This window comes from Pontibacter aydingkolensis, from assembly GCF_019443125.1.
Taxonomy (GTDB): domain Bacteria; phylum Bacteroidota; class Bacteroidia; order Cytophagales; family Hymenobacteraceae; genus Pontibacter; species Pontibacter aydingkolensis.
Map to the genome: position 1 here is coordinate 283,562 of NZ_JAHYXK010000001.1, position 24,258 is coordinate 307,819.

General features: G+C 45.1%; 24 protein-coding genes. 9 read left to right on the forward strand and 15 right to left on the reverse strand.

The window, feature by feature from the left end; genetic code table 11:
• Window positions 1–11: 11 nt before the first annotated feature.
• Window positions 12–722 carry an RluA family pseudouridine synthase gene (locus K0O23_RS01220; protein ID WP_219875557.1) on the forward strand — a complete coding sequence of 237 codons (711 nt, stop codon included), beginning with the start codon at window positions 12–14 and terminating at the stop codon, window positions 720–722.
• A gap of 492 nt (window positions 723–1,214) precedes the next feature.
• Here K0O23_RS01220 and K0O23_RS01225 read toward each other — a convergent pair whose 3' ends face one another.
• Window positions 1,215–2,201 carry an NAD(P)H-quinone oxidoreductase gene (locus K0O23_RS01225; protein WP_219875558.1) on the reverse strand — a complete coding sequence of 329 codons (987 nt, stop codon included), beginning with the start codon at window positions 2,199–2,201 and terminating at the stop codon, window positions 1,215–1,217.
• Window positions 2,202–2,321: 120 nt separating this feature from the next.
• Window positions 2,322–3,548 carry an ABC transporter permease gene (locus K0O23_RS01230; protein ID WP_219875559.1) on the reverse strand — a complete coding sequence of 409 codons (1,227 nt, stop codon included), beginning with the start codon at window positions 3,546–3,548 and terminating at the stop codon, window positions 2,322–2,324.
• 222 nt (window positions 3,549–3,770) lie between these two features.
• Between K0O23_RS01230 and K0O23_RS01235 the strand changes: the two genes are divergently transcribed.
• From K0O23_RS01235 to tsf, 6 genes are all read left to right on the forward strand, one after another.
• On the forward strand, window positions 3,771–4,136 hold the full coding sequence (locus tag K0O23_RS01235) for a BlaI/MecI/CopY family transcriptional regulator (protein WP_219875560.1): 366 nt from the start codon (window positions 3,771–3,773) through the stop codon (window positions 4,134–4,136).
• Window position 4,137: 1 nt separating this feature from the next.
• A complete protein-coding gene (locus K0O23_RS01240) occupies window positions 4,138–5,550 on the forward strand; it encodes a M56 family metallopeptidase (protein WP_219875561.1) in 1,413 nt (470 codons plus the stop codon).
• A gap of 223 nt (window positions 5,551–5,773) precedes the next feature.
• A complete protein-coding gene (rplM, locus tag K0O23_RS01245; RefSeq protein ID WP_219875562.1) occupies window positions 5,774–6,223 on the forward strand; it encodes a 50S ribosomal protein L13 in 450 nt (149 codons plus the stop codon).
• A gap of 5 nt (window positions 6,224–6,228) precedes the next feature.
• Entirely contained in the window at window positions 6,229–6,615 is a 387-nt protein-coding gene (rpsI, locus tag K0O23_RS01250; protein ID WP_219875563.1) for a 30S ribosomal protein S9, read from the forward strand.
• A 21-nt stretch (window positions 6,616–6,636) separates the two neighbouring features.
• Window positions 6,637–7,404: a 30S ribosomal protein S2 gene (rpsB, locus tag K0O23_RS01255; protein WP_219875564.1), complete on the forward strand. Its 768-nt coding sequence runs from the start codon at window positions 6,637–6,639 to the stop codon at window positions 7,402–7,404.
• A 188-nt stretch (window positions 7,405–7,592) separates the two neighbouring features.
• Window positions 7,593–8,426 carry a translation elongation factor Ts gene (tsf, locus tag K0O23_RS01260; protein ID WP_219875565.1) on the forward strand — a complete coding sequence of 278 codons (834 nt, stop codon included), beginning with the start codon at window positions 7,593–7,595 and terminating at the stop codon, window positions 8,424–8,426.
• 124 nt (window positions 8,427–8,550) lie between these two features.
• Here the strand turns inward: tsf and K0O23_RS01265 are convergent, their stop codons facing one another.
• From K0O23_RS01265 to K0O23_RS01285, 5 genes are all read right to left on the reverse strand, one after another.
• A complete protein-coding gene (locus tag K0O23_RS01265; RefSeq protein ID WP_219875566.1) occupies window positions 8,551–8,850 on the reverse strand; it encodes a HigA family addiction module antitoxin in 300 nt (99 codons plus the stop codon).
• 10 nt (window positions 8,851–8,860) lie between these two features.
• Window positions 8,861–9,142, reverse strand: coding sequence for a type II toxin-antitoxin system RelE/ParE family toxin (locus K0O23_RS01270; protein ID WP_219875767.1), 282 nt, complete (start codon window positions 9,140–9,142; stop codon window positions 8,861–8,863).
• A gap of 114 nt (window positions 9,143–9,256) precedes the next feature.
• The gene (locus K0O23_RS01275) at window positions 9,257–9,499 is read right to left on the reverse strand and encodes a hypothetical protein (RefSeq protein WP_219875567.1); all 243 of its coding nucleotides are present in this window, start codon (window positions 9,497–9,499) and stop codon (window positions 9,257–9,259) included.
• A gap of 260 nt (window positions 9,500–9,759) precedes the next feature.
• The gene (locus tag K0O23_RS01280) at window positions 9,760–11,577 is read right to left on the reverse strand and encodes a MutS-related protein (RefSeq protein WP_246596864.1); all 1,818 of its coding nucleotides are present in this window, start codon (window positions 11,575–11,577) and stop codon (window positions 9,760–9,762) included.
• 17 nt (window positions 11,578–11,594) lie between these two features.
• Complete coding sequence (locus K0O23_RS01285; protein ID WP_219875568.1) at window positions 11,595–12,038, reverse strand: RidA family protein; 444 nt, start codon at window positions 12,036–12,038, stop codon at window positions 11,595–11,597.
• A gap of 142 nt (window positions 12,039–12,180) precedes the next feature.
• Between K0O23_RS01285 and K0O23_RS01290 the strand changes: the two genes are divergently transcribed.
• Complete coding sequence (locus K0O23_RS01290; protein ID WP_219875569.1) at window positions 12,181–13,260, forward strand: acyltransferase family protein; 1,080 nt, start codon at window positions 12,181–12,183, stop codon at window positions 13,258–13,260.
• Window positions 13,257–14,906: a sulfatase-like hydrolase/transferase gene (locus tag K0O23_RS01295; RefSeq protein ID WP_219875570.1), complete on the forward strand. Its 1,650-nt coding sequence runs from the start codon at window positions 13,257–13,259 to the stop codon at window positions 14,904–14,906. The genes K0O23_RS01290 and K0O23_RS01295 overlap by 4 nt, the downstream gene beginning before the upstream one ends.
• 56 nt (window positions 14,907–14,962) lie before the next feature.
• On the opposite strand, the gene K0O23_RS01300 is transcribed toward K0O23_RS01295, so the two are convergent.
• The 8 genes from K0O23_RS01300 to K0O23_RS01335 form a co-directional block, all read right to left on the reverse strand.
• On the reverse strand, window positions 14,963–16,171 hold the full coding sequence (locus K0O23_RS01300) for a DUF4097 family beta strand repeat-containing protein (protein WP_246596865.1): 1,209 nt from the start codon (window positions 16,169–16,171) through the stop codon (window positions 14,963–14,965).
• Window positions 16,152–16,784: a hypothetical protein gene (locus tag K0O23_RS01305; RefSeq protein WP_219875571.1), complete on the reverse strand. Its 633-nt coding sequence runs from the start codon at window positions 16,782–16,784 to the stop codon at window positions 16,152–16,154. The genes K0O23_RS01300 and K0O23_RS01305 overlap by 20 nt, the downstream gene beginning before the upstream one ends.
• Window positions 16,785–16,817: 33 nt before the next feature.
• Window positions 16,818–17,375 (reverse strand): RNA polymerase sigma factor, encoded by a 558-nt coding sequence (locus K0O23_RS01310; protein ID WP_219875572.1) that lies wholly within the window; start codon window positions 17,373–17,375, stop codon window positions 16,818–16,820.
• Window positions 17,376–17,972: 597 nt separating this feature from the next.
• A complete protein-coding gene (gene amaB / locus K0O23_RS01315) occupies window positions 17,973–19,550 on the reverse strand; it encodes an L-piperidine-6-carboxylate dehydrogenase (protein ID WP_219875573.1) in 1,578 nt (525 codons plus the stop codon).
• A 105-nt stretch (window positions 19,551–19,655) separates the two neighbouring features.
• Window positions 19,656–21,158, reverse strand: coding sequence for a Do family serine endopeptidase (locus tag K0O23_RS01320; protein ID WP_219875574.1), 1,503 nt, complete (start codon window positions 21,156–21,158; stop codon window positions 19,656–19,658).
• A 183-nt stretch (window positions 21,159–21,341) separates the two neighbouring features.
• On the reverse strand, window positions 21,342–21,866 hold the full coding sequence (locus tag K0O23_RS01325) for an Hsp20/alpha crystallin family protein (RefSeq protein ID WP_219875575.1): 525 nt from the start codon (window positions 21,864–21,866) through the stop codon (window positions 21,342–21,344).
• A 156-nt stretch (window positions 21,867–22,022) separates the two neighbouring features.
• The gene (locus K0O23_RS01330) at window positions 22,023–22,817 is read right to left on the reverse strand and encodes a DUF2490 domain-containing protein (protein ID WP_219875576.1); all 795 of its coding nucleotides are present in this window, start codon (window positions 22,815–22,817) and stop codon (window positions 22,023–22,025) included.
• Between the two features lie 65 nt (window positions 22,818–22,882).
• On the reverse strand, window positions 22,883–24,073 hold the full coding sequence (locus K0O23_RS01335; RefSeq protein WP_219875577.1) for a M20 metallopeptidase family protein: 1,191 nt from the start codon (window positions 24,071–24,073) through the stop codon (window positions 22,883–22,885).
• Between the last annotated feature and the right edge of the window lie 185 nt (window positions 24,074–24,258).

Sequence of the window (24,258 nt, forward strand, 5' to 3'; positions counted from 1 at the left end):
TATAGCAACACATGAAATACCCGGTTTTTAAAGACCTGATCATATTCGAGAATGAGGATTACGTGGTGGTAAACAAGCCCCCTTTTTTGGCTACGCTGGAGGATAGAACACCAAACACCACGAACCTCTTAAAAATTGCCCGACAGTATAACCCCGACCTGCAGGCCTGCCACCGCCTGGACAAAGACACATCCGGCTGTTTGGTGTTTGCGAAAAACGCTGAGGCCTACCGCCACCTGGCTATGCAGTTCGAGCACCGCGAAGTATATAAAGTATACCATGCCGTAGTTTGGGGGGTACATAAGTTTGAGGATCAACTGGTGAATAAGTCTATACTTGCCGGGGCAAAAGGAGTGGCCAAACTAACACCGCAAGGCAAATCCGCAGAAACGTATTTTACTACCGTAGAAAATTATGCCCGCCATAGCCTGATAGAGTGTGTACCAGTTACCGGTCGCCTGCACCAGATACGTGTGCATTTAGCATCTTTGGGGGCTCCTATTGTAAGTGATGAGCTTTATGGCGGTGAGCACTTATACCTGAGCAGCCTGAAGCGTAAATTCAACCTAAAAAAAGAAACAGAGGAACAGCCATTGATCAAACGCTTTGCCCTGCACTCCTTTAACATCGGTTTTACACTCCTAAACGGTGAGCCTGTTAAAATAGAAGCACCTTACCCTAAGGATTTCGCTGTGCTGGTTAAACAGCTCAGAGCACACTAGTTTTATAAATAAAAAACATAAACAAGGACAAAGGAGGTACTTATACTTCTTTTGTCCTTTTGCTTTTACCTACATACCTTCTGCCGCGAGTTTAGCGAAAGCGTAAATGTGGCTAAGTATGGCAGCAGTTTGCAACTGCTTTGCTTTGCAAAAGCAAGGGATACGATGGCTTAGGCTATACTTTATACTTTGGCTATAAATCTCCCGCAGTATAAAATCTGTTCAAACTGGCGTGATTTGTAGGGACAGGTCGCGACCTGTCCGCAGGTGGCCTGAGCTATACTTTATCTACTGTAGATTAACCCACCCCTGCCCCTCCCAAGAGGGGAATTTCGCACAAAGTATAAACCTCACAAAGTATACTTTTCTGCTTGCGCAGAAAGCCAGTTGCAAACTGGCTTTCTGCGCAAGCCACGAGTTACGCTTCGCTAAACTCGCGGCAGGGATAACGTCCTTTGTTTGTCTTTTGTCAAAAGATCCTTTGCCAAAACCTTAACTAACCCGCAGCACGATCTTACCAATGTTCTTATTATTCTCCATGTAGCGGTGCGCCTCGGCTACATCCTGCCAGTCGTACACAGAGTCTACAACAGGTTTTATGGTGCCGTTTTGGAAGTGCGGCATGGCAAAATTACTCATCTCCTGGGTTAGCTTTATCTGGTAGTCTTTGGTTCTGGAGCGAAGCGTAGAACCCATCACCTGCAGGCGCTTGATCAGGATCTTACGCAGGTCAAACTCCTCTACTTTACCGCCACCCAGGCTGGCAAGTATAACCAACCGGCCATCTGTTCTCAGGCAGTTTATGTTCTGGTTAAAGTATGGGCCGGCAATAAAATCCACGATCACGTCTACGCCCTCGTTGTTCGTATACGCCAGCACCTCATCCTCAAAAGGCACTTCAGGATCTTGGTAATTGATAGTTTTGTGGGCGCCAAGTTCTTTGCAGGCATGCAGTTTCCATTCGGAGGCTGTTACCAGTATATCGGCCTTCTGCACGCGCGCCAGTTGTATGGCTGCCGTACCTACGCCACTAGCCCCGGCATGTATCAGGGTACGCTCTCCGGGTTGCAACCTACCGAGCCAGAACAGCGCCTGGTAAGCCGTCATGAACACTTCGGGTATAGCAGCAGCCTCTTCCATACTTAGGTTATCAGGCACAGGCATGGCCATATTCTCGTCTATAATGGCATACTCCGCGTAACCTCCACCTGGCAGCAAGCCAAACACCTTATCGCCTTTGCTAAAGCGTGTACAGTTAATGCCTGCCTCTACCACCTCGCCGGCTATCTCTAAACCAAGCAATGGGCTGGCTCCTTTGGGCGGTGGATATTTACCCTGGCGCTGCAGCGTGTCGGCACGGTTTAAGGCGGTGGCGTGTACTTTTATCAGCAGATCGTAGGGGCCCGGCAAGGGCTGTTCGTACTCCCCAAGTATAAGTTCCTCCGGGCCTCCGGGCTTTTTAACAAGTATGGCTTTCATAGTTTAAAGTATGGCTGTTTGTTTAGACGAATTTAGCTAGAGAAGGATGTATAACTTTATTCACCGCAAAGGGCGCAAAGGTTTACGCCAGGTTCGCAAAGTTTAAATCCCGTACTCTCGTTATTCCCTACGGATCGCATCAACAGGATCGAGTTTGGCTGCGCGTGTGGCGGGATAGGTACCAAACACGACACCTATTATCACAGCGATAATGGCTATAATAAAGAATGTATTTAAAGTATAGGCAGCGGCAAACTCCACATCAGCGACTGCATTAATAATGGGCACAATACCGAGTGTTGCCAGTATGCCCAGCAACAAACCAAGTATACTTCCGAACAACGACACGGAGATAGACTCTGCCAGGAACTGCATCAGTATATCGCGCTTTTTAGCACCCAGGGCCTTCCGTACGCCAATTTCTACGGTTCGCTCAGTAACCGATATCAGCAGCACGTTCATTACTCCTATACCTCCTACTATAACCGAAATCCCCACGATCAGCCCCATCACTACCCTGAACAGCAGGAAAGCTTTCGAAGCCTGGTCGATGCGAAACTCGTTGCTTATGACGGCAAAATCAGATGAGTCTTTTTTATACTTTTGTTTCAGCCAGTCTTCTATTTCTGATTTAATTACCGGCACTTGCTCTACATTTTCTGCATCGATAATTACACGGGGCGGGTTCTCTTTTAAATCTGCTTCGGCAAGTATAGAAATCGGATAGTAAACCACCGGAGCTTCCACGCCATCATCTTTCAGAATGCCTTGTATTTTAAGCGTATTAGGCCCCAATTCAACAGACTTACCAATTACAGGCGCAGTTGAATCTCCTGCATTGGCAAGCTGGGCAAAGGCATAATTTACAAATGCTACTTTATTACGTGCCTCCACATCGGCTTTTGTAAACATTTTACCAGTTGCTAAGCCAGTATACTTCGGATGATAAGCGCTGATGCCACTTGTGGAGGCTACTATGTTTTTACCGTTATCAGAGAGCTTTACCTCGCTGGTCTGCACCACCTCCATATAGCTTTTTGTTGGGTGGCTAAGAGCCGCCGTCAGCTCCGGCAATTGCTCATAGGTCAGGTAATCGTAACTTTCTTTCTTTATACGCAGCTTGTTTTCCCTTTTATAAGTATCCGTTTGCAGCAGAATAGAAGTAAGATTGGTGGTTTTAGTAATCTGCTCCTGCGCAAATTTCTCCATACCATCTATCAGTGATAGCACCGTAACCAAGGCTCCTACTCCAATCACAATACCAAGTATAGACAGCAAAGTATGGAACAGCCTGCTGCGGATGTTCTGCTGGGCCAGCGAAAAGGATAGAAATAGCTTCTTTAGCATAGTGATAAGGCTTTATACATTTATATTCTGAAATATTCGCCAATAATCCTAATCGCAATAACTGTGATGTCTGTTGATGCTACACTTTCAATCACAGCCATTCTGACTATACTCCAGCAATTGCCTCAAAATCTCCTGTATAAGCACTTTTAAAAATAATTACGAAAATTTCGTAGCTTTTATTACGAACATTTCGTAACTATACGAAAACATCGTAATAGCATGGAAAAACTAACCCAACAAGAAGAAGAAGCCATGCAGGTAATCTGGGAAACCGGTGGCGGCTTTATAAAGGATTTCCTGGAGAAACTGCCAGAGCCCAAGCCACCTTATACTACACTGGCCTCTACGGTGAAGAATCTGGAGAAAAAGAGCTTTGTGAGAAGCGAGAAAATGGGTAACTCTTACCGTTACCTGCCCCTGTTAAAGGAGGAGGACTATAAGAAGAAGTTCATGAAGGGCTTTGTGGGAGACTACTTTAAAAACTCTTACAAAGAACTGGTAGCCTTTTTTGCCAAGGAAAAGCAGATAAGCGCTGAAGAACTGAAAGAGATTATAAACATGATCGAAAACAAAAAATCTAAATAACATGCCTGCCTTACTCTTATACCTCCTGAAAGCAAACGCCGCACTGGTACTGTTTTACCTGACGTACCATTTTGTGCTGCGACGACTAACCTTTTACCACCTGAACCGGGCTTTCCTGCTATTTGGGATTGTATTTTCTGTGATCTACCCTTTTGTAGACCTCCAAAGCCTGTTTAACAAGCACCAGGAACTGGCGGTAGTAAATACTTACGTAGCTGCCATACCTGCCTTTACAGTGGCTCCAGCCATACCCGCGGAAACCTCTTTTGACTATTGGCAATTGCCGGTATACTTGTTCTGGCTGGGCGCAGCAGCAGTAGCGGTCAGGTTGCTGCTTCAGTTCGCTTCGCTTTACAAGATCCATACTTTATCGGTACCTGCCACGCATAAGGGCATAAACTACAGGCAGGTTAAAAGTATAAATCATGCCTTTTCGTTCTGGCAGACTATTTACCTGAACCCTGAGCAGCACAAGCAGCACGAGTTAGACGCCATACTTAACCACGAGCAGGTGCATGTAAAAGGCTGGCATACACTGGATGTACTATTATCAGAGCTAAGCACCATTTTTTACTGGTTTAACCCGGGTGGCTGGCTCATGAAGCGGGCTGTAAAAGAAAACCTGGAGTTTATTGCCGACCAGAATGTACTCACCGCCAGCGTGGATCGCAAAGATTACCAATACCTCCTCCTGAAAGTTACCGGCATTTCGGAGCCTCAAATAGCTAACCAATTTAATTTCTCACCACTTAAAACAAGAATAGCCATGATGAACAAAATGCCAAGTACCAAAGCCAATCAGCTAAGGTTGCTGATCGTGCTACCACTCGTTGCCATGTTACTGGTAGCTTTTAGAAATGCTGAATTGCCAATGCCCGGAAATGAAGCAGGCAAAGACGCAACAATGCAGGATAATGCAAATCAGCCAGATGCCTACAAAGCCTTTTTAAGCCGAAACCCAACAATTAAGTATGTAGACTGGACACTGAGCGATAGAGAAGACGGAGAAAACTTTATCAATATCTACTTAAAATCCGGGGCTACTGAAAAATACAACTTAAACGACAGCAAAAGTATAGCCACTGCAGAGAGAAAGTATGGTACGCTGCCAAGTCTTCCGGCTCCTCCGCCTCCAGTTCCTAATAATTTAACAGAGTACATCCCGGAAGAAAGTAATCGCCACGACGACCATAAGGCATTCCTTAAACGCAACCCGGATGTGAAAGAAATTGGCTGGCGAATGGGGGAAATGAAAGACAGAAAAATCAGGCTCCTGGTGATTTACCTGAAGTCTGGAGACACAGAGGTTTATGATCTGGACCACAGTTACCTTGTAGCCAGAGCTGAGAATAAGTATGGCGAACTACCTAATCTTCCGCCACCACCACCGCCTGTTAGAATCAGAAAGAACTAGTTTATACTTTCTAGAGAAGGCCCTTAAGAAAATCACCATCTTCTTAGGGGCCTTCTCATTCTGCAGTTATGTACCTGCAGTGCTCTAGCTACTTTCCTGTTACACAGTATATTTCTAGTACATGTATTGCATATCAGATAAAGTCTTTCTATCTTTGTGACCATTTTTCAAAGACCGAAAAATAGAATAGTTAAAATAAATAAATCGCTTACAACCACTAAAAATGGATCATTTAAGTTATAAGACCCTTACTGTCAACAAGAAGACAGCCAACAAAGGCTGGGTGATTGTTGATGCAGGTCAAGGAAGCTTGGGTCGCGTGGCGTCTGAAATCGCCAAGATCCTGAAAGGCAAGCATAAGCCTTCGTACACTCCTAATGCTGACTGCGGAGACAACGTAATCGTTATCAACTCTGATAATGTACGTTTCACAGGCCGTAAGTGGGATCAGAAGTACTACCTGTCGCACACTGGTTACCCAGGCGGTCAGAGACAGACTTCTCCACGTGAGCTAAAGGCTAAATCATCAACGCTGCTCGTAGAGCGCGCAGTTCGTGGCATGTTGCCTAAAGGCCCACTAGGTCGCGAGCTATTCAGAAATCTTCATGTTTTTACAGGAAGCGAGCATCCATTTGCAGCTCAGCAGCCTAAAGAATTAACCTTCAACATTTAATTTTAATGGAAGTTATCAATACATCTGGTAGAAGAAAAACCTCGGTGGCTCGTATCTACATGACGGCCGGGCAAGGGAATATCACTATTAACGGTAAAGATATCAAGGCGTACTTCCCTAACGAAGTACTGCAAACTATAGTAAATCAGCCGTTTCAAACCTTAGATCTAATTGGCAAGTACGATATTACTGCTAATCTAAAAGGTGGTGGTGTAAGCGGCCAGGCTGAGGCACTAAGACTTGCTATATCTAAAGCACTGGTAGTTGAGAACGCCGAGACTAAGTCAGCCCTTCGTAAAGAAGGATTCATCACTCGTGACCCACGTATGGTGGAGCGTAAGAAGTTCGGTAAGCGTAAAGCACGTCGTTCATTCCAGTTCAGTAAACGTTAATATTTTAGGTGTATCAAAAACATGGCAAGTACTAATTATAAAGAATTACTTGAGGCAGGTGTTCACTTTGGCCACCTTACCCGCAAGTGGGATCCTAAAATGGCACCGTATATCTTCATGGAGAAGAACGGTATCCATATCATTGACTTAAACAAGACATTGGTTGCGCTTGATGAGGCTTCTGCCGCTATCAAGAACATCGCAAAGTCTGGCCGTAAGATCTTGTTCGTTGCTACTAAAAAGCAGGCGCAGGACATCGTAGCGGAAGAGGCAAGACGTCTTAAAATGCCTTACGTTACCGATCGTTGGTTAGGCGGTATGCTTACTAACTTCGCTACTGTGCGTAAGTCTCTTAAGAAAATGTCTACTATCGATAAGATGGTGAAAGACAACACTGCTTATGCAGCTATCGCAAAGCGTGAAAGACTAATGCTTTCTCGTGAGCGTGAGAAACTGGAGCGTGTTCTTGGCGGTATCGCTGATCTTTCAAGACTGCCTGCAGCGCTATTCATCGTTGACGTGAAGCGTGAGCACATTGCAGTTAAAGAAGCTCACAAGCTTAACCTGCCTGTTTTCGCTATCTGCGATACTAACTCTAACCCAGAGCTGGTAGATTTCCCAATCCCTGCAAACGACGACGCATCTAAGTCTGTATCTCTTATCGTTTCTCTGATCGGTAAGGCTATCGAGGAAGGTCTGTCTGAGCGTAAGGTTGACAAAGAGGAAACTGAGCGTAAGCGTTCTGAAGAAGAAGGCATCAAGGCTAAACAAGAAGCAGACGAGCAATAGTCAATTGTTCATATTGCAATAACAATAAACTGAACATTGGGCTTTGCTGCTTCAATGTTCAGTTTGTTTTAGGGGAATTAGGAAGCAGACAAAAGATATTTTGACAAAGGACAAAAGACCTTAGCTTACTACTCCCCGCTAAATACAGAATTCTTAATTATTAATTCATAATTCTTAATTATAAAAAAATGGCTATTACAGCACAAGACGTTAACAGACTGCGCCAGGAAACCGGAGCAGGTATGATGGACTGCAAGAAAGCGCTTACAGAAGCTAACGGCGATTTCGAAGCTGCTAAAGATATTCTGCGTAAGGCAGGTCAGAAAATTGCCAGCAAGCGTGCTGACAACGTTACTTCTGAAGGTATTGTTCTTACTCAGGTAAACGCAGATGGTAACAACGGTAAAGTAGTTGCACTTGCTTGCGAAACTGAGCCAGTTTCTAAAGTTGCTGACTTCAAGAGCTTAGCACAGAGAGTTATGGATACTGCTGTATCTACTAACGCTGGTACAAAAGAAGAACTTCTTGCTGCAAACCAGGAAGATGGCCGTTCACTTCAGGACCACATCACTGACCTGATGGGTAAGATCGGTGAGAAAATTGACGTAGTATCTTACGAGACTGTAAACGCTGACCAGGTTGTTGCTTACACGCACTCTACTGGTAAATTAGGTGTATTAGTAGGTCTTGTAAACACTAACGGCACAGACGTAACTGAAGTTGGTAAAGACGTAGCGATGCAGATTGCTGCCATGAACCCGGTTGCTTTGGACAAAGAAGGTGTTGACGCTGCTACTGTAGAGCGTGAGATCGAGATCGGTAAAGAGCAGGCGCGTGCTGAAGGCAAGCCAGAGCAAATGCTTGAGAAAATTGCTCAGGGTAAACTGAACAAATTCTACAAAGAGAACACGTTGCTTAACCAGGAGTTCGTAAAAGACTCTTCTTTAACTATCGCGCAGCTGCTTGACAAAACAAGCAAAGGCATGACAGTTAACGACTTCAAGCGTGTAGCTATCGCTTAAGTATAAGCTGAAAGTATAAAGGAAACGCCCCTGAGAAATCAGAGGCGTTTTTTTGTTTTGGTTTCATACAACGGATTTGTTCAGCCGAAGCCCTTAGCTTAACAAGGGTTAACGCTGCACTTGATTAGGCTGCGTTTTTCTCAAATCGTTTTATGGATTCCAATTCTTGCTGCTTGTTAGCCTTCTCTTCTTCTAAATCGTAATCATCTTGCAAACCAAGCCAGAACTTAGGGGAGGTTCCAAAGTAGTAGCTTAGCCTTAATGCCGTGTCTGCTGTGATGCGCCTGTTGCCTTTTAAAATTTCAGATATTCGGGTCTGCGGTATTCCAATGTCCTTTGAGAGTCTATAAGCTGTGATGTTAAAAGGAATTAGAAATTCTTCTTGCAGTATTTCTCCTGGATGGATATTAGGTAGTCGCTCCATTTTTTTCTTCTTAGTGGTAATCTATAATTTCTACTTCTGATGCCTGGCCGTTATTCCATTGAAAGATGATTCTCCATTGGCTGTTTATCCTGATGCTATAGAATTCTTTCAGATTTCCAGCTAACTTTTCTAATCTGTTGGAAGGAGGAATTCGAAGGTCAGCGATATCTTGAGAGTTATGAAGCATTCTTAATTTACGTCTTCCAATCGTCTGGATTTCAACAGGCAGCTTCGCTACCCTTTCTCCGTTCCAGATTTTTTCAGTTTCTTTTGACCCAAAAGACAGAATCATACTTACTTTTAACGTTACTAACGCCAAAAGTAAGTATTAAGTTTAATCCTAAAAAGATTTGAAGTGTTTTAATCTTTGAAATACAGCCTGACTAGTGGGTAAATGTAATTTGAATTACTCATTCCTCCTGATCGTGCTCACAAACGCATCGCGCATATCCTGGAAACGGTTAAGAACGGCTTCGATAAATTCATCATCTATCAAGGCTTTCACGTCTTCATCTCCATTTACTTCAGTCTCTTCTATCTTGTAAATCTGCTCCAGGTTAGCTTTCTCCAGCTTTAGAATATACTTTCCGTTGTAGGAGTGCAAGGTGATTTTAACGTGGGGGTTTGGTATATCTGCTATTACTCTCATGGTATAAATTGCTTAATGGTTAAACTGTTGAATTGTTTGTCGGGGAGAGATTAACCCATCCCTGCCCATCCAAGGAAGGGAATTAGAAAAAATTGTCATCTCGAACAGCGTGAGAGATCTATCTGAAACTAGCTCTAGAAAATTCTAAAAAGATCTCTCCTATCGTCGAGATGACAGCTTAGGTATAAGCTGGTTAAATCAGAAAATCTTTTATCCTTTGTCAAAAATCCTTTTGTCACAAAAAGCCTTTTGTCAAAACACTACACCTTCTCCTCTATCTCAATGCCCATCAGCTGCATTAGCTTGCTGGCGTTAAAGCTACGGCAAATACCCTCGCGTAGTTTATAATCGAACTTTATTTCGTCGCCTATGATGTCGCTGTTGAAGCTGTAATTGTATACGCTGCCGGGCAGCTCCTGCTCCATAGCGCCCAACTCCAGGTCGTGGGTTGAGATAAAGCCGGAGGCGTTGCGCTTGTGCAGCTGCCGAATAAGGGCCATAGCGCCGGCGTGGCGGTCGCGGGAGTTAGTACCTTTCAGTATCTCATCTAAGAAGTAAAACACCGGCTGGCCCTGCTCTGTTAGCTCCGGCAGCATACGCAGTCGCTTTAGCTCGGCATAGAACGAAGAAGTATTTTCAGAAAGGTTATCAGCGGTGCGCATGGCAGTGTATACTTGTGTCGGGGTTACAGTCATACTTTCAGCACAAACAGGTGCACCCATTTGCGCCATTACCATGTTTATACCCACGGTTCGCAAAAAAGTAGTTTTACCGGACATGTTTGAGCCTGTTACTACCATGGTTTTGCCTGCACCCTGCATTTCAAAATCATTAGCAACAGGTGTAACAGAGAAAATAAGCGGGTGAGCCAGTTCCTTTGTCTTTAAATCGAAAGGCTGATCAGAAAGTACAGGAATGGCATAACCCGGATGCGCGTGCTGGAAAGCGGCTATACTTGCCAGCGCTTCTATTTCGCCCAGCGTATTCAGCATTTCCTCCAGTTGCGGCAGGTATCTCTCGCGCCAGTTTTCCAGGCGGTACATCCACACAAAATCCCACATCAAAATAGTGTTCAGGAAAAACGACATCAGGGTGCTGAGCCTCCACGAGAAGTAGTCGATGATGTTAGCCAGCTTATCTATGATGACAGATCCTTTTGTGCCGGATTGCTGCAGCTTCGCTTGTAACTTTATCAGTACTGCAGAAGTAAACTGTTTTTGCTCGATGTGCTGCAGCTGTCTGGTGTAGCTACGCATGGCCTCGTAAATGCCCGTACTATTATCGTAATATTCATCGCGCTCTACCCTGTACTTATGCCCAATCAGGTACTGCACTGCCAGGAAAGCCGTAGCAACATAGCCGGAAACAGCTCCGTAAGCCCAGGCTGCTATAGCAGCAAGCGTAAGTATGGGAAGTATAAATACCAGTGCCTTTAGCCAGCCGCGCTCTTTGTAAAAAGACTTTTCGGAGAACCACCGGATAAAACCGTCTGCTGTAGCTTCGTCGTGCTTAAAATGGCGGGGCAATGCTATCAGTTCCTGTAGCCAGTCCAGTTGCTTATCATCAGCCAGTTCTGCCACCGCCTGCTGCCGCTGAAGTATAACCGGAGCAGGTGCAGCCTTGCGAAACCAGCGTGCTAACGTAAGCTCGCCAATACTTGTAACAGAGCGGTTTACCAGCTGAAACAAAGAACTCTGCCCGAAAATATCCAGGTCGGAAGTATAAGGATGATGGTCGTCGATAAACAGATTACCACCATCAAACGCTTGTAGCCTGCCGTGTAGCCTGTCTATTTCTTCCTCGTTTATCTTGCGCAGCAAAACAAGCTGCTGGTGTATAAACTCCAGCCTGCTGTGCCAGCGCATTACAAGTATAAACAGTATATAAAATACAAGTATGGCGATGGCCCCAAATGTATGATTGTCGGTGCTGAAGAAATAGTAAGCTGTACCGGCACCAGCTAAAAACACCGCTACCCGCAACCACGACACCCACCTCGATTTGGTGGCGGCACGCTTTTCCTGGTCGGCCAGCGTTTCGGACCGCTGCCTGTAAAATTCTTCTCTGTTCGTGTTCAAAACTATGGATTTATACTTTAGCTATTAGCAGGCACATCAATAGTGGCGATGCACTTCAGTTCAATGGCAATAGGTGTGGGTAGTTTGTTTATCTCCACAGTAGTACGGCAGGGCTGGTTATCCTTAAAATACTCTGCGTAAAGTTTGTTGTATGTGGCAAAATCGTCTTTCATGTTTGTCAGAAACACCGTCACATCTACCAAGTTATCCCAGCTTGACCCGGCATCTTCTAAAATGTAGCGTACGTTCTGGAAAACAGAGCGACATTGCTTCTCGATGTCGTATGACGATATGTTGCCGTTCTCATCCAGTTCCACACCTGGTATCCGTTTTGTGCCACGTTCTCTTGGCCCTACTCCTGATAAAAACAGCAGGTTACCCACGCGACGCGCATGCGGATAAAGGCCCACAGGCTCGGGTGCTTTAGAGGAGTTCAGTAATTCTTTGTTATCAGTTGCCATAGGCTTATGTTTGTAGCTGGTAATTTTAACTTAAATTTAAGCATTAACCCCAAAAATCAACCAGTTATCAGTACAATACTTTGGGCTGAGGCTGTAATACAAGTTGTAGGAATTAACAACACTACCCCCTATTTTAGGCTTAATGATCATCAGGAATATCAGTCAACAGGATTCTAACTATCTGAAAGGTATTGCCATACTGGTTATCATGCTGCATAACTATTTTCATATTCTGGATAATGCTCCGGGAGAAAATGAGTTTAACTTTTCGTTACAAAGTGTACTTAACCTGCTGCACAACTTAACCTCCGCCCCGCTGGACTTTGTTAAACAACTCTTTTCGTTTTGGGGACACTATGCGGTGCAGCTTTTCGTGTTCGTTAGCGGCTACGGTTTAGCCAAAAGCTACAGCAGCAACTCTCCTATAGTATACAAAACCTATATTATTAACAGGCTAAAGAAACTGTATCCTGCTTTTTTCTTTGCCGTGTTCTTCCTGTTCTGCTATAAATTTGCCGTTGATGCCTTTATTTCCAATAAGGATATTGACCTGATAACTTATGTAAAGGAAGCTGTTTTAAAACTTACACTGTTTGCCAATCTCATTCCCGGTCAGGCTTTAACTATCTCCAGTCCGTGGTGGTTTTTCTCTTTGATATTTCAGTTATACCTGATAGCGCCCTTTCTTTTAACTCAGAGAAACAGATATACTTTATGGATAGTTATAGTAATTGCCTGGCTGATACAGCTAAGTATACTTTTTATTGCTCCAGAGCATATAGATTACCTACGTCTCAATTTTGTTGGGCATTTGCCAGAGTTCTGCCTCGGCATTCTGCTGGCAAAACAGCAGAAGGTTAAAATCAGCTCCATACTTTTTATGCTTTTGATAGCTGTTTTCATCTTCGGGTCTTTTAACAGAATAGTCTGGCTAGTGTCTTTTACTGTTGCTCCTATACTTTTTCTGATTCTTAGTCATTTCCATAATGACCATGGGAAGCTTAGCCGGCTACTCAGGTTCTTTGGGCGGAACTCGCTGTACTTTTTTGCAGTGCATGGGCTTTGCAGAGCACCATTTGTGCCATTAGGCAACCAATCAGCTTGGGGCTCTTGGATATCAGCTATACTTTACCTTATTGTAGTTACTTCGCTTACGCTGGTGTTTAAATATTTAGTAGAGCGTATAACCTTGCCTCTCTTCTGGCAAAAGGAGACTTCATGAAGTATATTAAGCAAACTATACTTGCCCCGTTGCTGCTGTTTGTGGCCATGTGTCTGCTTGCAGTTACCGTGGAGATGCGCCCCGGCAGAGTATACTATATTCTGCAGTACATACTTTTCCGGTTAAGTATACTAGACCTGTTGTTATACCTAGCTGTGTTTGCAGTTTGCGTCTGGAGCCTGCAGGTGTTGCTGCTAAACAAAAGTAAAGCTGTCCGTTATACTTTCCTGGGGCTGTTGTTGCCTTTTCTTTTCATCAGCCTGAGCTATCGGTTTATTACAGGCTACAACTATACTTACTCCGATGCGCAAACTGCTTTAAATAACCTCTCTTTCTGGGACGCTGCCCTGCAGAACTATGCGTTGCCCATATTTGGTGCCTTGTTAGCTGCAATTGGGGTGGTGTTTATACTTGCCTTCATCTCCAGGAAACTGCAACCGGTTTATACGTTTAAACATACGCTGAATATACTTCCGGTTATACTTTTAAGCGTTTGGTATATAAACAGAACACTGGGCGTAGTAGATGACCTGCCTGCTTTTTACCGGGTTCCCGTAAGTACTGCGCTGGCTGCTACCCACCAGTTACCATTAGGCCAGCGCGAGGCTGTTACTGTTGCTCCCACGTCAGCAGGCGTAAAGCATTTATTTTTGGTTGTGGATGAAAGTATAACCGGCAGCTCTCTTTCTCTGAACGGCAACCCTGTAAACACCACGCCTTTTCTTGACTCGGTAAAAGACAGCCTACTGAATTTTGGAGTGGCCAGCGCTATTACCAACTACAGCGCAGGAAGCAATATAGCCCTGATGAGTGGAGTACAAACGGCTGACTTACCCGATAGGCAGCATCTGGCTTTAACACGGCCAGCCATCTTTCAGTACGCAAAAGAAGCCGGCTATACCACATATTACATCGATGCACAGCTTAGCTCGCAGGCACTGCAAAACTACCTGGCCCCTGCCGACTTAAAACATATCGATCACTTTATACAGCCTGCCGACCTAGATTCTGGCTTGCCCTACCACCAGCGCGACTTCGAGGTAGCAAAACTCCTGGCTAAACTTTCTAGAGCTGATGAAAAGGTGTTTGTATATGTAAACAAGGTGGGTGCCCACTGGCCCTATGCGCGCACGTATCCCGAATCCGGAATCATATTTACGCCTGTGCTGCCCAAAACAAGTATGCTAAAAGACCGTGAACGTGCCACTAACACCTACCACAACGCCATCCGCTGGACCGTAGATAAGTTCTGGCAAAAGCTGATGCAGGGTATTTCGGCAACTGATAGTACAGTAGTTATTTATACTTCGGACCACGGCCAGAACCTGACTGAGCACGGCATAAGTATAGCACATGCCTCTATTTACAAACCAAATGCGCTGGAGGCAAACGTTCCGCTCTGGATACTCGATAAGTCTAACATTACATCAAAGCATACTTTACCTCAGCCAAACCTGCAATCTCATGCCCAGGTCTTCCCGACCATACTTTTGTTACAGGGTTACGACAGCACTTTTATCCGGAGCAAGTATGGCTATACTTTATTTGATGCACCTAAAGACTCAAAGCGCTACTTCTGGACAGGTGATATTTTTGGGAGAGGACAAACAGACCTGGTTGAGTTTACAGTAGCTCCTGCAAAGTAAAAGGGCCAGCTTTCGCTGGCCCCTCTCACCTTAAACAAACTTATTTCACAAAACACTTATTTCGTAAATTTCACGTCGCCAAACTTAGAGTTAATATTTACCACTCCTTTAGGCGAACTGCCTCCAAACCGACCTTTATACTCCGCAGAAGTATATCCTTTCTCCAGGGAGGTTATGTTTATAAGCGACTTATCCACTTTAAAGTCACCGAACTGCACATTCACATCAAAGTTAAAGGCTGTATTATCAGCAAAATTCAGGCTTACAGTGCCATAGTTGCTGTCTAGTGCGATCTTCTTGATATTCTTGCTCACGTTATCTACCTTAAAAGAGCCATGCTTAAAAGTCATGTCCATTTCCTCGGTTAGCTGGCCAACCTTAAAGTTACCATAGCTGGCGTTGCCTGTTAAGCCATTTGCTCCACCTACATACAGATCACCATAAGATAGGTTCACATTGCCGCCGTTTATATAGCCACAGCTACCTGAGCCGTAAGCCACCTTCACATTATTGTCGCTGTTATTCAATCTCTCGGTTTTAAGAGCCCCATGCGTCACGCTTATGTCTGCTTTACCCTTCAGAGAGGCCAGGTTTACATCACCAAAGCTATTCTTTACAGTAAGCGCATTGGCTTCCGGCATGTAAATGGTATAGTTTATCTCAAAGCTCTTGCTTGTATTACCCGACACACGCATCGGCGACATTTTAGTAACCACAGAAATAATACTGCCGCTACGGCTATCTATAATATTAATGTTATCTAGTATCTCCTGCGCTTTGGCATCGGTTGCAGCCCTGGAGATAACATCTACCTTTACTTTAATCTCGTTTTTTGCCCAGGTATTTACAGCTACATTTCCGAACTTATTATGAATGCTTAAGGCATCAGAACTGCTCACTTTATAAGTCTTGTCAAATGTCTTTCTCTTTTCAGCGTCAAAAACGGCCTCTGTGTCTTGGTTTATGTAGATGGTTTCACCGGTTTGCTCAATGTTGATCTCTTCATGCAACCCCTCCAACCCTACTACAATATCAGACAGGTTCATGAGTTCGGGTATATTTTTCATTTCTGCCAAGCTAGATAAGTCAGCCAGATCAGCTAAAGCGGATAATTTGGCAAGGGATGCCAGACTGCTCAGGTCCAGGGTAACCTGAGTAGTTGGGGGACATGGCGCTGGCTTTGCTTTTTGGGCCAATACTGTGCCGGGTGCCACAGCAGCTAGTAAGGTCAGGCTGCAGATAGTATTAAATATTCGTAGTTTCATTTTCTTTTAGTTCAGCGTTAATGGTTCTTTCCATCTTCTTAATGCTCTGGAGCACTTCCAGTTGTCTGTTAAGCACCTCAATCCGTATCTGCAGGTTCTGGACCATGGCCTCAACAATTTCTTCGGTATTCGGAGTAGTGTATAGTTGTTTTTTCAAGACTAAGTAGCTGCTGTCCAGGCGGGCTAGTTCGCGGTCTATCTCTTTCTGCTCGCCGAGGCCCAGCACTTTCTTGTCGTACTCGCTTAACTCTCCCTTCATTTCCTCTATCTGGCTTACATAATAGGCTTCCACTTCTACTATCTCCGGGGCTATGTTTGTGATAACCTTTTGCTCAGTAGCTGCCAGCATTGCGCCTGCCCCCGGTGTGTTCTGCTTCATCAGTAAGAGTGTAAGCCCACAGCCCAGCAGTAGTACCACCGTGGCTGCAACACGCATAAACAGAAAGTCGGCGCTGAAACTGGCCCGCTCACCAAACTTAATGCTGATCACCTTTGCCTCTTTGCGTGGAGCCTGAGACTCCTGGCAGATCTGCTGCCAAAGTTCCGGACGCGGCTCGAAAACATCGAACTCATCGCGGTGTTCGCTAACAAAGTCTTTTAATCTATCTTTCATGGTAAAATCTCCTCATGCACTCTTTCTTTATAATCAGGCCGCAAACTGCGGTTCTTTCATAATGTCTAATAATTTTTTCTTGGCCCTGCTGTACTGCGATTTAGATGTTGATTCTGTAATCCCCAGTACCTCACCTATCTCAGCATGGTCAAAGCCTTCCAGCAAGTATAAACTCAGCACTACTCTGTAGCCATCAGGCAGTTTCATAATGGCCTTTCGTACTTTCTCTACTTTCCACTCAGAGTCGTCTTCGTAGGTTTCTTCGGCGATGTCTCCTATGGTTCTTTCGTCCATGGGCACCAGCTCCGAGCGTCTTTTCCGGATAGCGTTTATAGCGGCATTAACCACTATTTTTTTTAACCAGCTGCCAAAAGAAGCTTCGGCTTTATAAGTATGCAGGTTTTTAAAGGCGCTAATAAAGGCTTCCTGCAGCACATCCTCCGCTTCGGAATAATCGTTGGTGATACGCATGCTCACGTTAAACATGGCTTTGGAATACAGCTTGTACAGCTCATATTGTGCACGGTTGTCGCCCTCCCTGCATTTGTCTATAACATGACTGTTAACGTCCTGGTAGCTGATGGTTTCCAAATTACGACGGTTTAACGATTTGCTCTTTTATACTTTGCCCCTTTACCCCTTTCTCTTTATCCAACTTCCGAACTAAAGACAAAGGCGCTGCGCGTAGGTTGCATGAAGTTGCAAAAATTTTCCTGATATTTTTATTTACTGGTTTACAGGAGTTTTGGTGGTGGCTTAAAGGTCTTTTTGTGGTACCTGGTCCAACTGCCCCTATTATCTAAGGCAGGAGCTCTTCACTTTTTGGAATTCCCCTCTTGAGAGGGGCAGGGGTGTGTTTTAGCGCTGTAGCTCCTGCTTAACCTCCCTTCTACCAAGATCCTTTCTGGATGACAAAAAAGAGAAGACTAGGAAATTATCTGTAGGGACAGGTCGCGACCTGTCCGCCATTGGCTTCAACAATGAAACTTATGCTTCAGAACCTGCAAAGGAAGAATTTTCCGCCTTAGATAAGTCGAAGATCTCGGGCCAGTTTCGGGAGAGGGGCAGGGGTGGTTGGACTACAGGTACTACCAACAAAAAAGCCGGTCCTGAGTAAGAACCGGCTTTTGTATTATAGTTTATATAAGACGCTCGCAGGAGCTGCGCACGCTGCGAGGTCTGTGGTACTTAATCCATGATATCAAACTTAATGCCCTGTGCCAATGGCAGGTCGCGGCTGTAGTTGATGGTGTTGGTCTGGCGGCGCATGTATACTTTCCAGGCATCAGACCCAGACTCACGGCCTCCGCCGGTTTCTTTTTCACCGCCAAAAGCACCGCCTATCTCCGCACCGGATGTACCGATGTTTACGTTGGCTATACCACAGTCGGAGCCCCAATGGCTCAGGAATGCCTCTGTTTCGAGCAGGTTAGTTGAGAAGATAGCAGACGATAAGCCCTGGCGCACACCATTCTGTATCTCTACAGCATTCTCTATCTCTCCGCTATACTTTATCAGGTACAAAATAGGGGCAAATGTCTCTTCCTGTACCATTTCAAAGTGGTTTACGGCCTCTACAATGGCAGGTGTAACATAAGTGCCTGTTTCGTAGCCGTGGCCGCTTAGCACTTCGCCGCCTGTCAACAACTTTCCTCCCTCCTGCTGCACCTTCTCCAGGGCATTGGTAAAGGCGTTAACAGCATCCTTGTCGATAAGTGGACCTACCAGCGTGGTGCTGTCCAGCGGATGGCCTATTGGCAGGTTCGGGTATACTTTTAACAGGCGTTCTTTTACCTGATCATAAATGTTCTCGTGTATAATTAAACGGCGGGTAGAGGTACAGCGCTGGCCACAGGTACCAACAGCACCAAACACAATTGCAATTAAAGCCAGCTCAAGATCAGCGTTCTCTGTAAGTATAATGGCATTGTTACCGCCCAACTCCAGCAAAGATTTACCTAAGCGTGCTCCAACAGCCTCTCCTACTTTTTTGCCCATGCGCGTAGAACCCGTTGCCGACACCAGCCCAATTCGGTTATCATGGCTTATCAGGCTGCCAATCTTTGCATCACCGATTATCATATTAAATATACCTTCCGGCAGTTCATTGTCAGCTAACACATCCCTGATAATGTGCTGGCATGCAACTGCTGTAAGAGGTGTTTTCTCGGATGGCTTCCAGATAACTACATCGCCGCAAACAGCAGCCAACATAGCATTCCAGCTCCAAACGGCTACCGGGAAGTTAAAAGCCGATATAACGCCAACAATGCCCAGCGGGTGGTACTGCTCGTACATGCGGTGCTGCGGACGCTCAGAGTGCATGGTAAAGCCGTGCAGCTGGCGCGATAAACCTACCGCAAAGTCGCAGATGTCGATCATCTCCTGCACCTCACCTAAGCCTTCCTGCAGAATCTTGCCCATTTCGTAGCTAACCAGTTTGCCCAGCGGCTCTTTATACTCCCGCAGCTTTTCACCGATCTGTCGCACAATTTCGCCGCGCTTGGGTGCCGGCATTTTGCGCCATACTTTAAAGGCTTCTTCAGCTGCTTTTACAACCTGCTCATAATCGTCGGCGGTTGCCATGTTAACATGCGCAATCAGGTTGCCATCAGCAGGGGAATGTATAGCGCGTGCGTTTTTACTTTCTTGTCCGCCCCAGGCCAGGCCTGTGCTGTATGCCGGGTTCTGCTCTTTTATGCCTAAGTGTTGCAGTACATCAGTTAGTTCTTTGTTAAGCGGAAGTTCATCTATGGTCTGTTTCATTAGTCTTATCTGTTTTGGTTTTAAAAAGTACTCTTTACAAATCTAAAAAATAAAAAAGCTTCTGCAAGGCTGCAGAAGCTTTCTCTGAGTATAGTTTATGTGGACTTAACCTTTTCCGATAGGGTAATAGGCTTTCAGGCCATCCGGATAAACGCCTTCAATGTACACTACACCGCTGTCAATGTTTTTCAGGAATTTCTCCACATCAGACGGCTGGTTTACACTGTATTTATCGATTCGGGTAATGATAAAACCGTCTTTCATACCGGTATCGCGGAACTTGCTGTTTCGGATGTCGCTGATTTTGGCACCACCGTCAATACCGAGTCGGTTCATTTCCTGCTTGCTAACAGGTTCAAAAGTTGCACCGTCGAACGTTACAGATTTGGCATTGCTGCGCTTTACCAGTTCTGTGCTGTTATTAAGGTTCTTCAGCGTTACAGTGGCATTTCGATCCTTGCCATCGCGCAGGTAATCTACTTTTACTTTATCGCCAGGGCGGTAACGGGCAATCTGCTCCAATAACTGAGACGATTTAGCCACTTTAACGCCATTTACTGCTGTGATTACATCGCCTGCTTTCAAGCCTGCTTCCTGAGCACCGCTTTTCTCTTCTACACTTGCAATGTATACACCGTTAAGCGTTTTGATATTGTTCTCTTTCGCGAAATTAGCGTCGATTTCCTGGATAGATGCACCAAGCAATGCACGTTGCACTTCGCCATACTTAATCAGGTCGTCTACTACCTTGCTTACAAGAGAAGAAGGCACTGCAAAAGAATAACCTGCAAAAGAACCCGTTTGTGAGGCAATGGCAGTGTTAATACCAACCAGATCGCCATTCAGGTTTACTAATGCGCCACCAGAGTTACCAGGGTTCACGGCAGCGTCTGTCTGAATAAATGATTCTATACTAAGGTCTTTGTTCTGGTTAGTGCGCAGGATGTTAATGTTACGACCTTTGGCACTTACAATACCCGCTGTTACGGTAGAGGTAAGATTCATGGGATTACCTACAGCCAGCACCCACTCCCCTACCTGCAGTTCGTCGGAATTACCATAACGCAAGGTTGGCAGTTTATCGGCATTAACTTTAAGCAGCGCAATATCTGTTGTTGGGTCTGTGCCTACAAGCGTGGCCTCAAACTTACGCTTATCGTCCATTACTACCTCAATTTTAGAGGCATCGGCAATTACATGGTTGTTTGTAATGATATAGCCATCTGATGCAATGATCACACCCGAGCCGGAACCAACCTGAGGTCCGCGTGGCACTCGCTGTCCAAAGCCATCGCCAAAGAACTCACGCAGGAACGGATCCATAGGGCTGCCGCTGCCACGGCTCGCCACACTAGGGCTATACTCCGTCATTACGTGTACTACGGCAGGGGTTGATACCTGTGCGGCTTTTATAAAATTTAATCCTGGAGGAGCTACTACATCACTGCTATTCATGTTACTGGTATAGCGCACTGTAGGATACTCTTCAATTTTTTCTGTTCTGGTAGTGGCGGCCTCGTCTTCCAGCAGCTTATAGCTACCCACGGCAACACCGCCACCCAGAATGGCAGAAAGCGTTAAGCCAACGATAAACTGTTTCGTCTTCATGTGATTAGTTTTAGTACTGTATGCTTTTATGATATAAATATTATAGATAACCTATACTTAAAAAAGTAACGCTACAATAGTATACGATAGTATCTTGTATACTGATCAGTTTAGCAATTACACATTTAAATTAACAAAAAAGAGGCCAACTTTGCTGGCCTCTTTCAAAAAAATGTAATGCGTTTATGATTTCTTAGCCTTGCCGTTATCTGTATTAACTGCAACTTTCTCGTCTGATGCTTTTCCTTCAGAGACTTTCTTTTTGCTATCGTTTGTACTGGAGATATTGATCTGGCGCTTCATAGTTTTGTGCTCATCTTTAGGCACTGTTACCAGCAGCACGCCATCTTCCAGTTGGGCAGTTATTTTGTCCGGGCTTACTTTATCTGGCAAGTAAAAGGTTCTGCTAAACGAACCATACTGTGTTTCCAGCATGTGGTAACGGCGGCCTTCTTCTTTTCTCTCCAGCTGGCGTTCGCCGGTTATAGTTAATTTGCCTTCCTGAAAATCAATACTGATGTCTTCCTTTTTAACACCTGGTAAAGCTACTTCAATCTCATAGCTCTTTTCTGTTTCGCAGGCATCTACGTGAGGTGTAAAGCCAGAATAATTTTTAGCGTTTACAGATTCGTTAAAGAACCTGTCTAACATAGAACTGAATGTGTTAGGCATGTTTTCCTGCATGCCATTGTATCTGCTTAGTGCCATAGTTTTTATACTTTTAAGTTTGCTACAAATTGATTCACACTAATAGCAAAGTAAAAATTATACCAGCAGAAAAATCTTTGAAATTCATGAAATAATGTCATTTTTAGACGAGCATTTTCAAGCAACCATCTGACTGCATGGCAGTTAACCACATATTTAGTACGTAATACTGGCAGTATGAGAGGCACGATTGATGTTATACTTTATCTCTAAACCAAACACCGGAGAAATGCGGTTCCGCTTGGTTGTGTAGCCGTCTTCGATAAGCTTACCCTGCTCATCATACACCGGCGATACCAGCACATAGTAGTAATCTGTTTGCCGCATAAAGTATGGGTTAATACGCAACTTTTCGGTAAGTTCATAGTTCAGGCTCAAACGAAGGCGGGTGCGGTCTACGGTTCTTTCCTGGGCGGTGCTATTATTTTCTTTGCCAAAGTTTGAGATTACCAGGGTTTCGTAGCTTATACTTGGTGTTATGAATCTGCTCTTTAGCGGCAGGCGCTTGCCCAGTTCTGCTGTACCTCTGAATCTCCCAAAAGCGTCACGTTCTTCCTGATCCACGTATTCTGTTAACAGCTGTTTGTTAAAGTATAAACTGCCCAGATTGCCGTTGTGCCTCAAAAAAAGGCCGTAAAACAGTATCTTCGGAAAGTCTTCGGCAGCATAGCGAAGTATAGCCCCTCCGCGCCAGTGGTCTGTAAAAGTATGCTCGTAGCCCAGGCTCAGCTCTATCCGTTCGAAGTTGCTCAATAGCCCCGACTGCTTCAGGTCGTTATAATCGCTATCAGTATTAATGCGGTACTGATTCCGGAAAAACATCAGCCCATCTTCGCCTAAACCATACGTAGCTTGCAACTCAGGCCAGATGGCAGTTGGAGCCGTAACTTTGCTTTGGCCCTGGGTAAGCACTGGCAAAAGCAGCAGCAGTATAAAGTATAGCTTTTTCATGGGTGATTTTCAAGGATTACGAATGATGCTCTGAACAAGGTATAAGTTTTACCAATTACACTTTCTTAGCTCTTTAATTGCTGCAGGGCCACATAAGCCATCAGGCCGATACCAGTTTCCAGCGCAGCCTCATCAATATCGAATGTCGGTGTATGTACGCCTGAGGTTATACCGCGTTCTTCGTTTCGGGTACCAAGACGGTAAAAACATGCCGGTACTTCCTGCGAGTAATAGGCAAAGTCCTCTGCACCCATCCACAGGTCCAGGTTAACCACGTTCTCTTCTCCTAAGTAATCTACTGCTGCAGTACGTGCTATAGCGGTTAGTTCCGGGTCGTTCTGTAAGTATGGATAACCATTCTTGATATCGATGTCGCAGCTGCCTCCCATACTTTCGCAAAGCCCTACGGCCAGTTTCCTGATTTTCTGGTGAGCCTCTTTACGCCATGCTTCATTCATGGTCCGAAACGTACCTTCTATCTTTACCTCGTTCGGGATAACATTGGTTGCGCCTTTGCCCTCTATTTTACCAAACGACAGCACCGACGGTACTTTAGGGCTGGCATGGCGGCTAACGATCTGCTGCAGCGCCACAATAAGGTGTGCTGATATCAGAACAGGATCGATGTTCATTTCCGGCAGTGCGGCATGCCCACCTTTGCCTTTTACGGTTATGTAGATCTCATCAGCGCTGGCCATATACATACCAGACTTAAAGCCTACTTTACCTGCCGGAAGCATCGGGAATACATGTTGTGCTACTATACCCGCCGGAGCCGGATTCTGCAACACACCCTCTTTGATCATAATAGAGGCGCCTCCCGGAAACTTCTCCTCGCCTGGCTGAAAAACCAGCTTTATAGTACCTTCAAACTCATCGCGCATGTCCTGAAGTATACGTGCCGCGCCTAACAAAGAGGCTGTATGCACATCGTGCCCGCAGGCATGCATAACCCCCTCGTTCTTCGATTTATATGCCACTTCATTTGCTTCAACAATTGGCAAAGCATCTAAGTCGGCACGCAAGGCGATGGTTTTCTTCTCCGGGTTTCTGCCTTTTATTAAAGCCACCACGCCTGTAGTAGCCATACTTTCTGATGTAATGCCATATTGCTCCAGCACCTGTTTTACATAGGCTGCTGTGTTATACTCTTCAAAAGAAAGCTCAGGATTGGCGTGTATATGCTGGCGCACTTTCACCGTATCGGGTGCGTAAGCTTGTGCTAATTGCTTTATTTTATCTGTTGTATGTGTCATGCACTGGTTATTTCTAAAGGATATTCAAAGCTGTAGGGCTAGTCTAAATCCGATAACTGGTTTATAGCCTGTGCTCCGTGCAATGCTGGCAACTCAGACTAAGGCTGTCATTTCGACCACCGTGAGAAATCTATCTAGAATTATTGCAGAAGGAATTCTAAATAGATCTCTCCTTTCGTCGAGAT

What these genes read in the sequence shown, in the direction of transcription:
- K0O23_RS01220 (WP_219875557.1), top strand. Translation starts at nt 12, where the DNA reads ATGAAATACCCGGTTTTTAAAGACCTGATCATATTCGAGAATGAGGAT.
- K0O23_RS01225 (WP_219875558.1), bottom strand. Translation starts at nt 2,201, where the DNA reads ATGAAAGCCATACTTGTTAAAAAGCCCGGAGGCCCGGAGGAACTTATA.
- K0O23_RS01230 (WP_219875559.1), bottom strand. Translation starts at nt 3,548, where the DNA reads ATGCTAAAGAAGCTATTTCTATCCTTTTCGCTGGCCCAGCAGAACATC.
- K0O23_RS01235 (WP_219875560.1), top strand. Translation starts at nt 3,771, where the DNA reads ATGGAAAAACTAACCCAACAAGAAGAAGAAGCCATGCAGGTAATCTGG.
- K0O23_RS01240 (WP_219875561.1), top strand. Translation starts at nt 4,138, where the DNA reads ATGCCTGCCTTACTCTTATACCTCCTGAAAGCAAACGCCGCACTGGTA.
- rplM (WP_219875562.1), top strand. Translation starts at nt 5,774, where the DNA reads ATGGATCATTTAAGTTATAAGACCCTTACTGTCAACAAGAAGACAGCC.
- rpsI (WP_219875563.1), top strand. Translation starts at nt 6,229, where the DNA reads ATGGAAGTTATCAATACATCTGGTAGAAGAAAAACCTCGGTGGCTCGT.
- rpsB (WP_219875564.1), top strand. Translation starts at nt 6,637, where the DNA reads ATGGCAAGTACTAATTATAAAGAATTACTTGAGGCAGGTGTTCACTTT.
- tsf (WP_219875565.1), top strand. Translation starts at nt 7,593, where the DNA reads ATGGCTATTACAGCACAAGACGTTAACAGACTGCGCCAGGAAACCGGA.
- K0O23_RS01265 (WP_219875566.1), bottom strand. Translation starts at nt 8,850, where the DNA reads ATGGAGCGACTACCTAATATCCATCCAGGAGAAATACTGCAAGAAGAA.
- K0O23_RS01270 (WP_219875767.1), bottom strand. Translation starts at nt 9,142, where the DNA reads ATGATTCTGTCTTTTGGGTCAAAAGAAACTGAAAAAATCTGGAACGGA.
- K0O23_RS01275 (WP_219875567.1), bottom strand. Translation starts at nt 9,499, where the DNA reads ATGAGAGTAATAGCAGATATACCAAACCCCCACGTTAAAATCACCTTG.
- K0O23_RS01285 (WP_219875568.1), bottom strand. Translation starts at nt 12,038, where the DNA reads ATGGCAACTGATAACAAAGAATTACTGAACTCCTCTAAAGCACCCGAG.
- K0O23_RS01290 (WP_219875569.1), top strand. Translation starts at nt 12,181, where the DNA reads ATGATCATCAGGAATATCAGTCAACAGGATTCTAACTATCTGAAAGGT.
- K0O23_RS01295 (WP_219875570.1), top strand. Translation starts at nt 13,257, where the DNA reads ATGAAGTATATTAAGCAAACTATACTTGCCCCGTTGCTGCTGTTTGTG.
- K0O23_RS01300 (WP_246596865.1), bottom strand. Translation starts at nt 16,171, where the DNA reads ATGAAACTACGAATATTTAATACTATCTGCAGCCTGACCTTACTAGCT.
- K0O23_RS01305 (WP_219875571.1), bottom strand. Translation starts at nt 16,784, where the DNA reads ATGAAAGATAGATTAAAAGACTTTGTTAGCGAACACCGCGATGAGTTC.
- amaB (WP_219875573.1), bottom strand. Translation starts at nt 19,550, where the DNA reads ATGAAACAGACCATAGATGAACTTCCGCTTAACAAAGAACTAACTGAT.
- K0O23_RS01320 (WP_219875574.1), bottom strand. Translation starts at nt 21,158, where the DNA reads ATGAAGACGAAACAGTTTATCGTTGGCTTAACGCTTTCTGCCATTCTG.
- K0O23_RS01325 (WP_219875575.1), bottom strand. Translation starts at nt 21,866, where the DNA reads ATGGCACTAAGCAGATACAATGGCATGCAGGAAAACATGCCTAACACA.
- K0O23_RS01330 (WP_219875576.1), bottom strand. Translation starts at nt 22,817, where the DNA reads ATGAAAAAGCTATACTTTATACTGCTGCTGCTTTTGCCAGTGCTTACC.
- K0O23_RS01335 (WP_219875577.1), bottom strand. Translation starts at nt 24,073, where the DNA reads ATGACACATACAACAGATAAAATAAAGCAATTAGCACAAGCTTACGCA.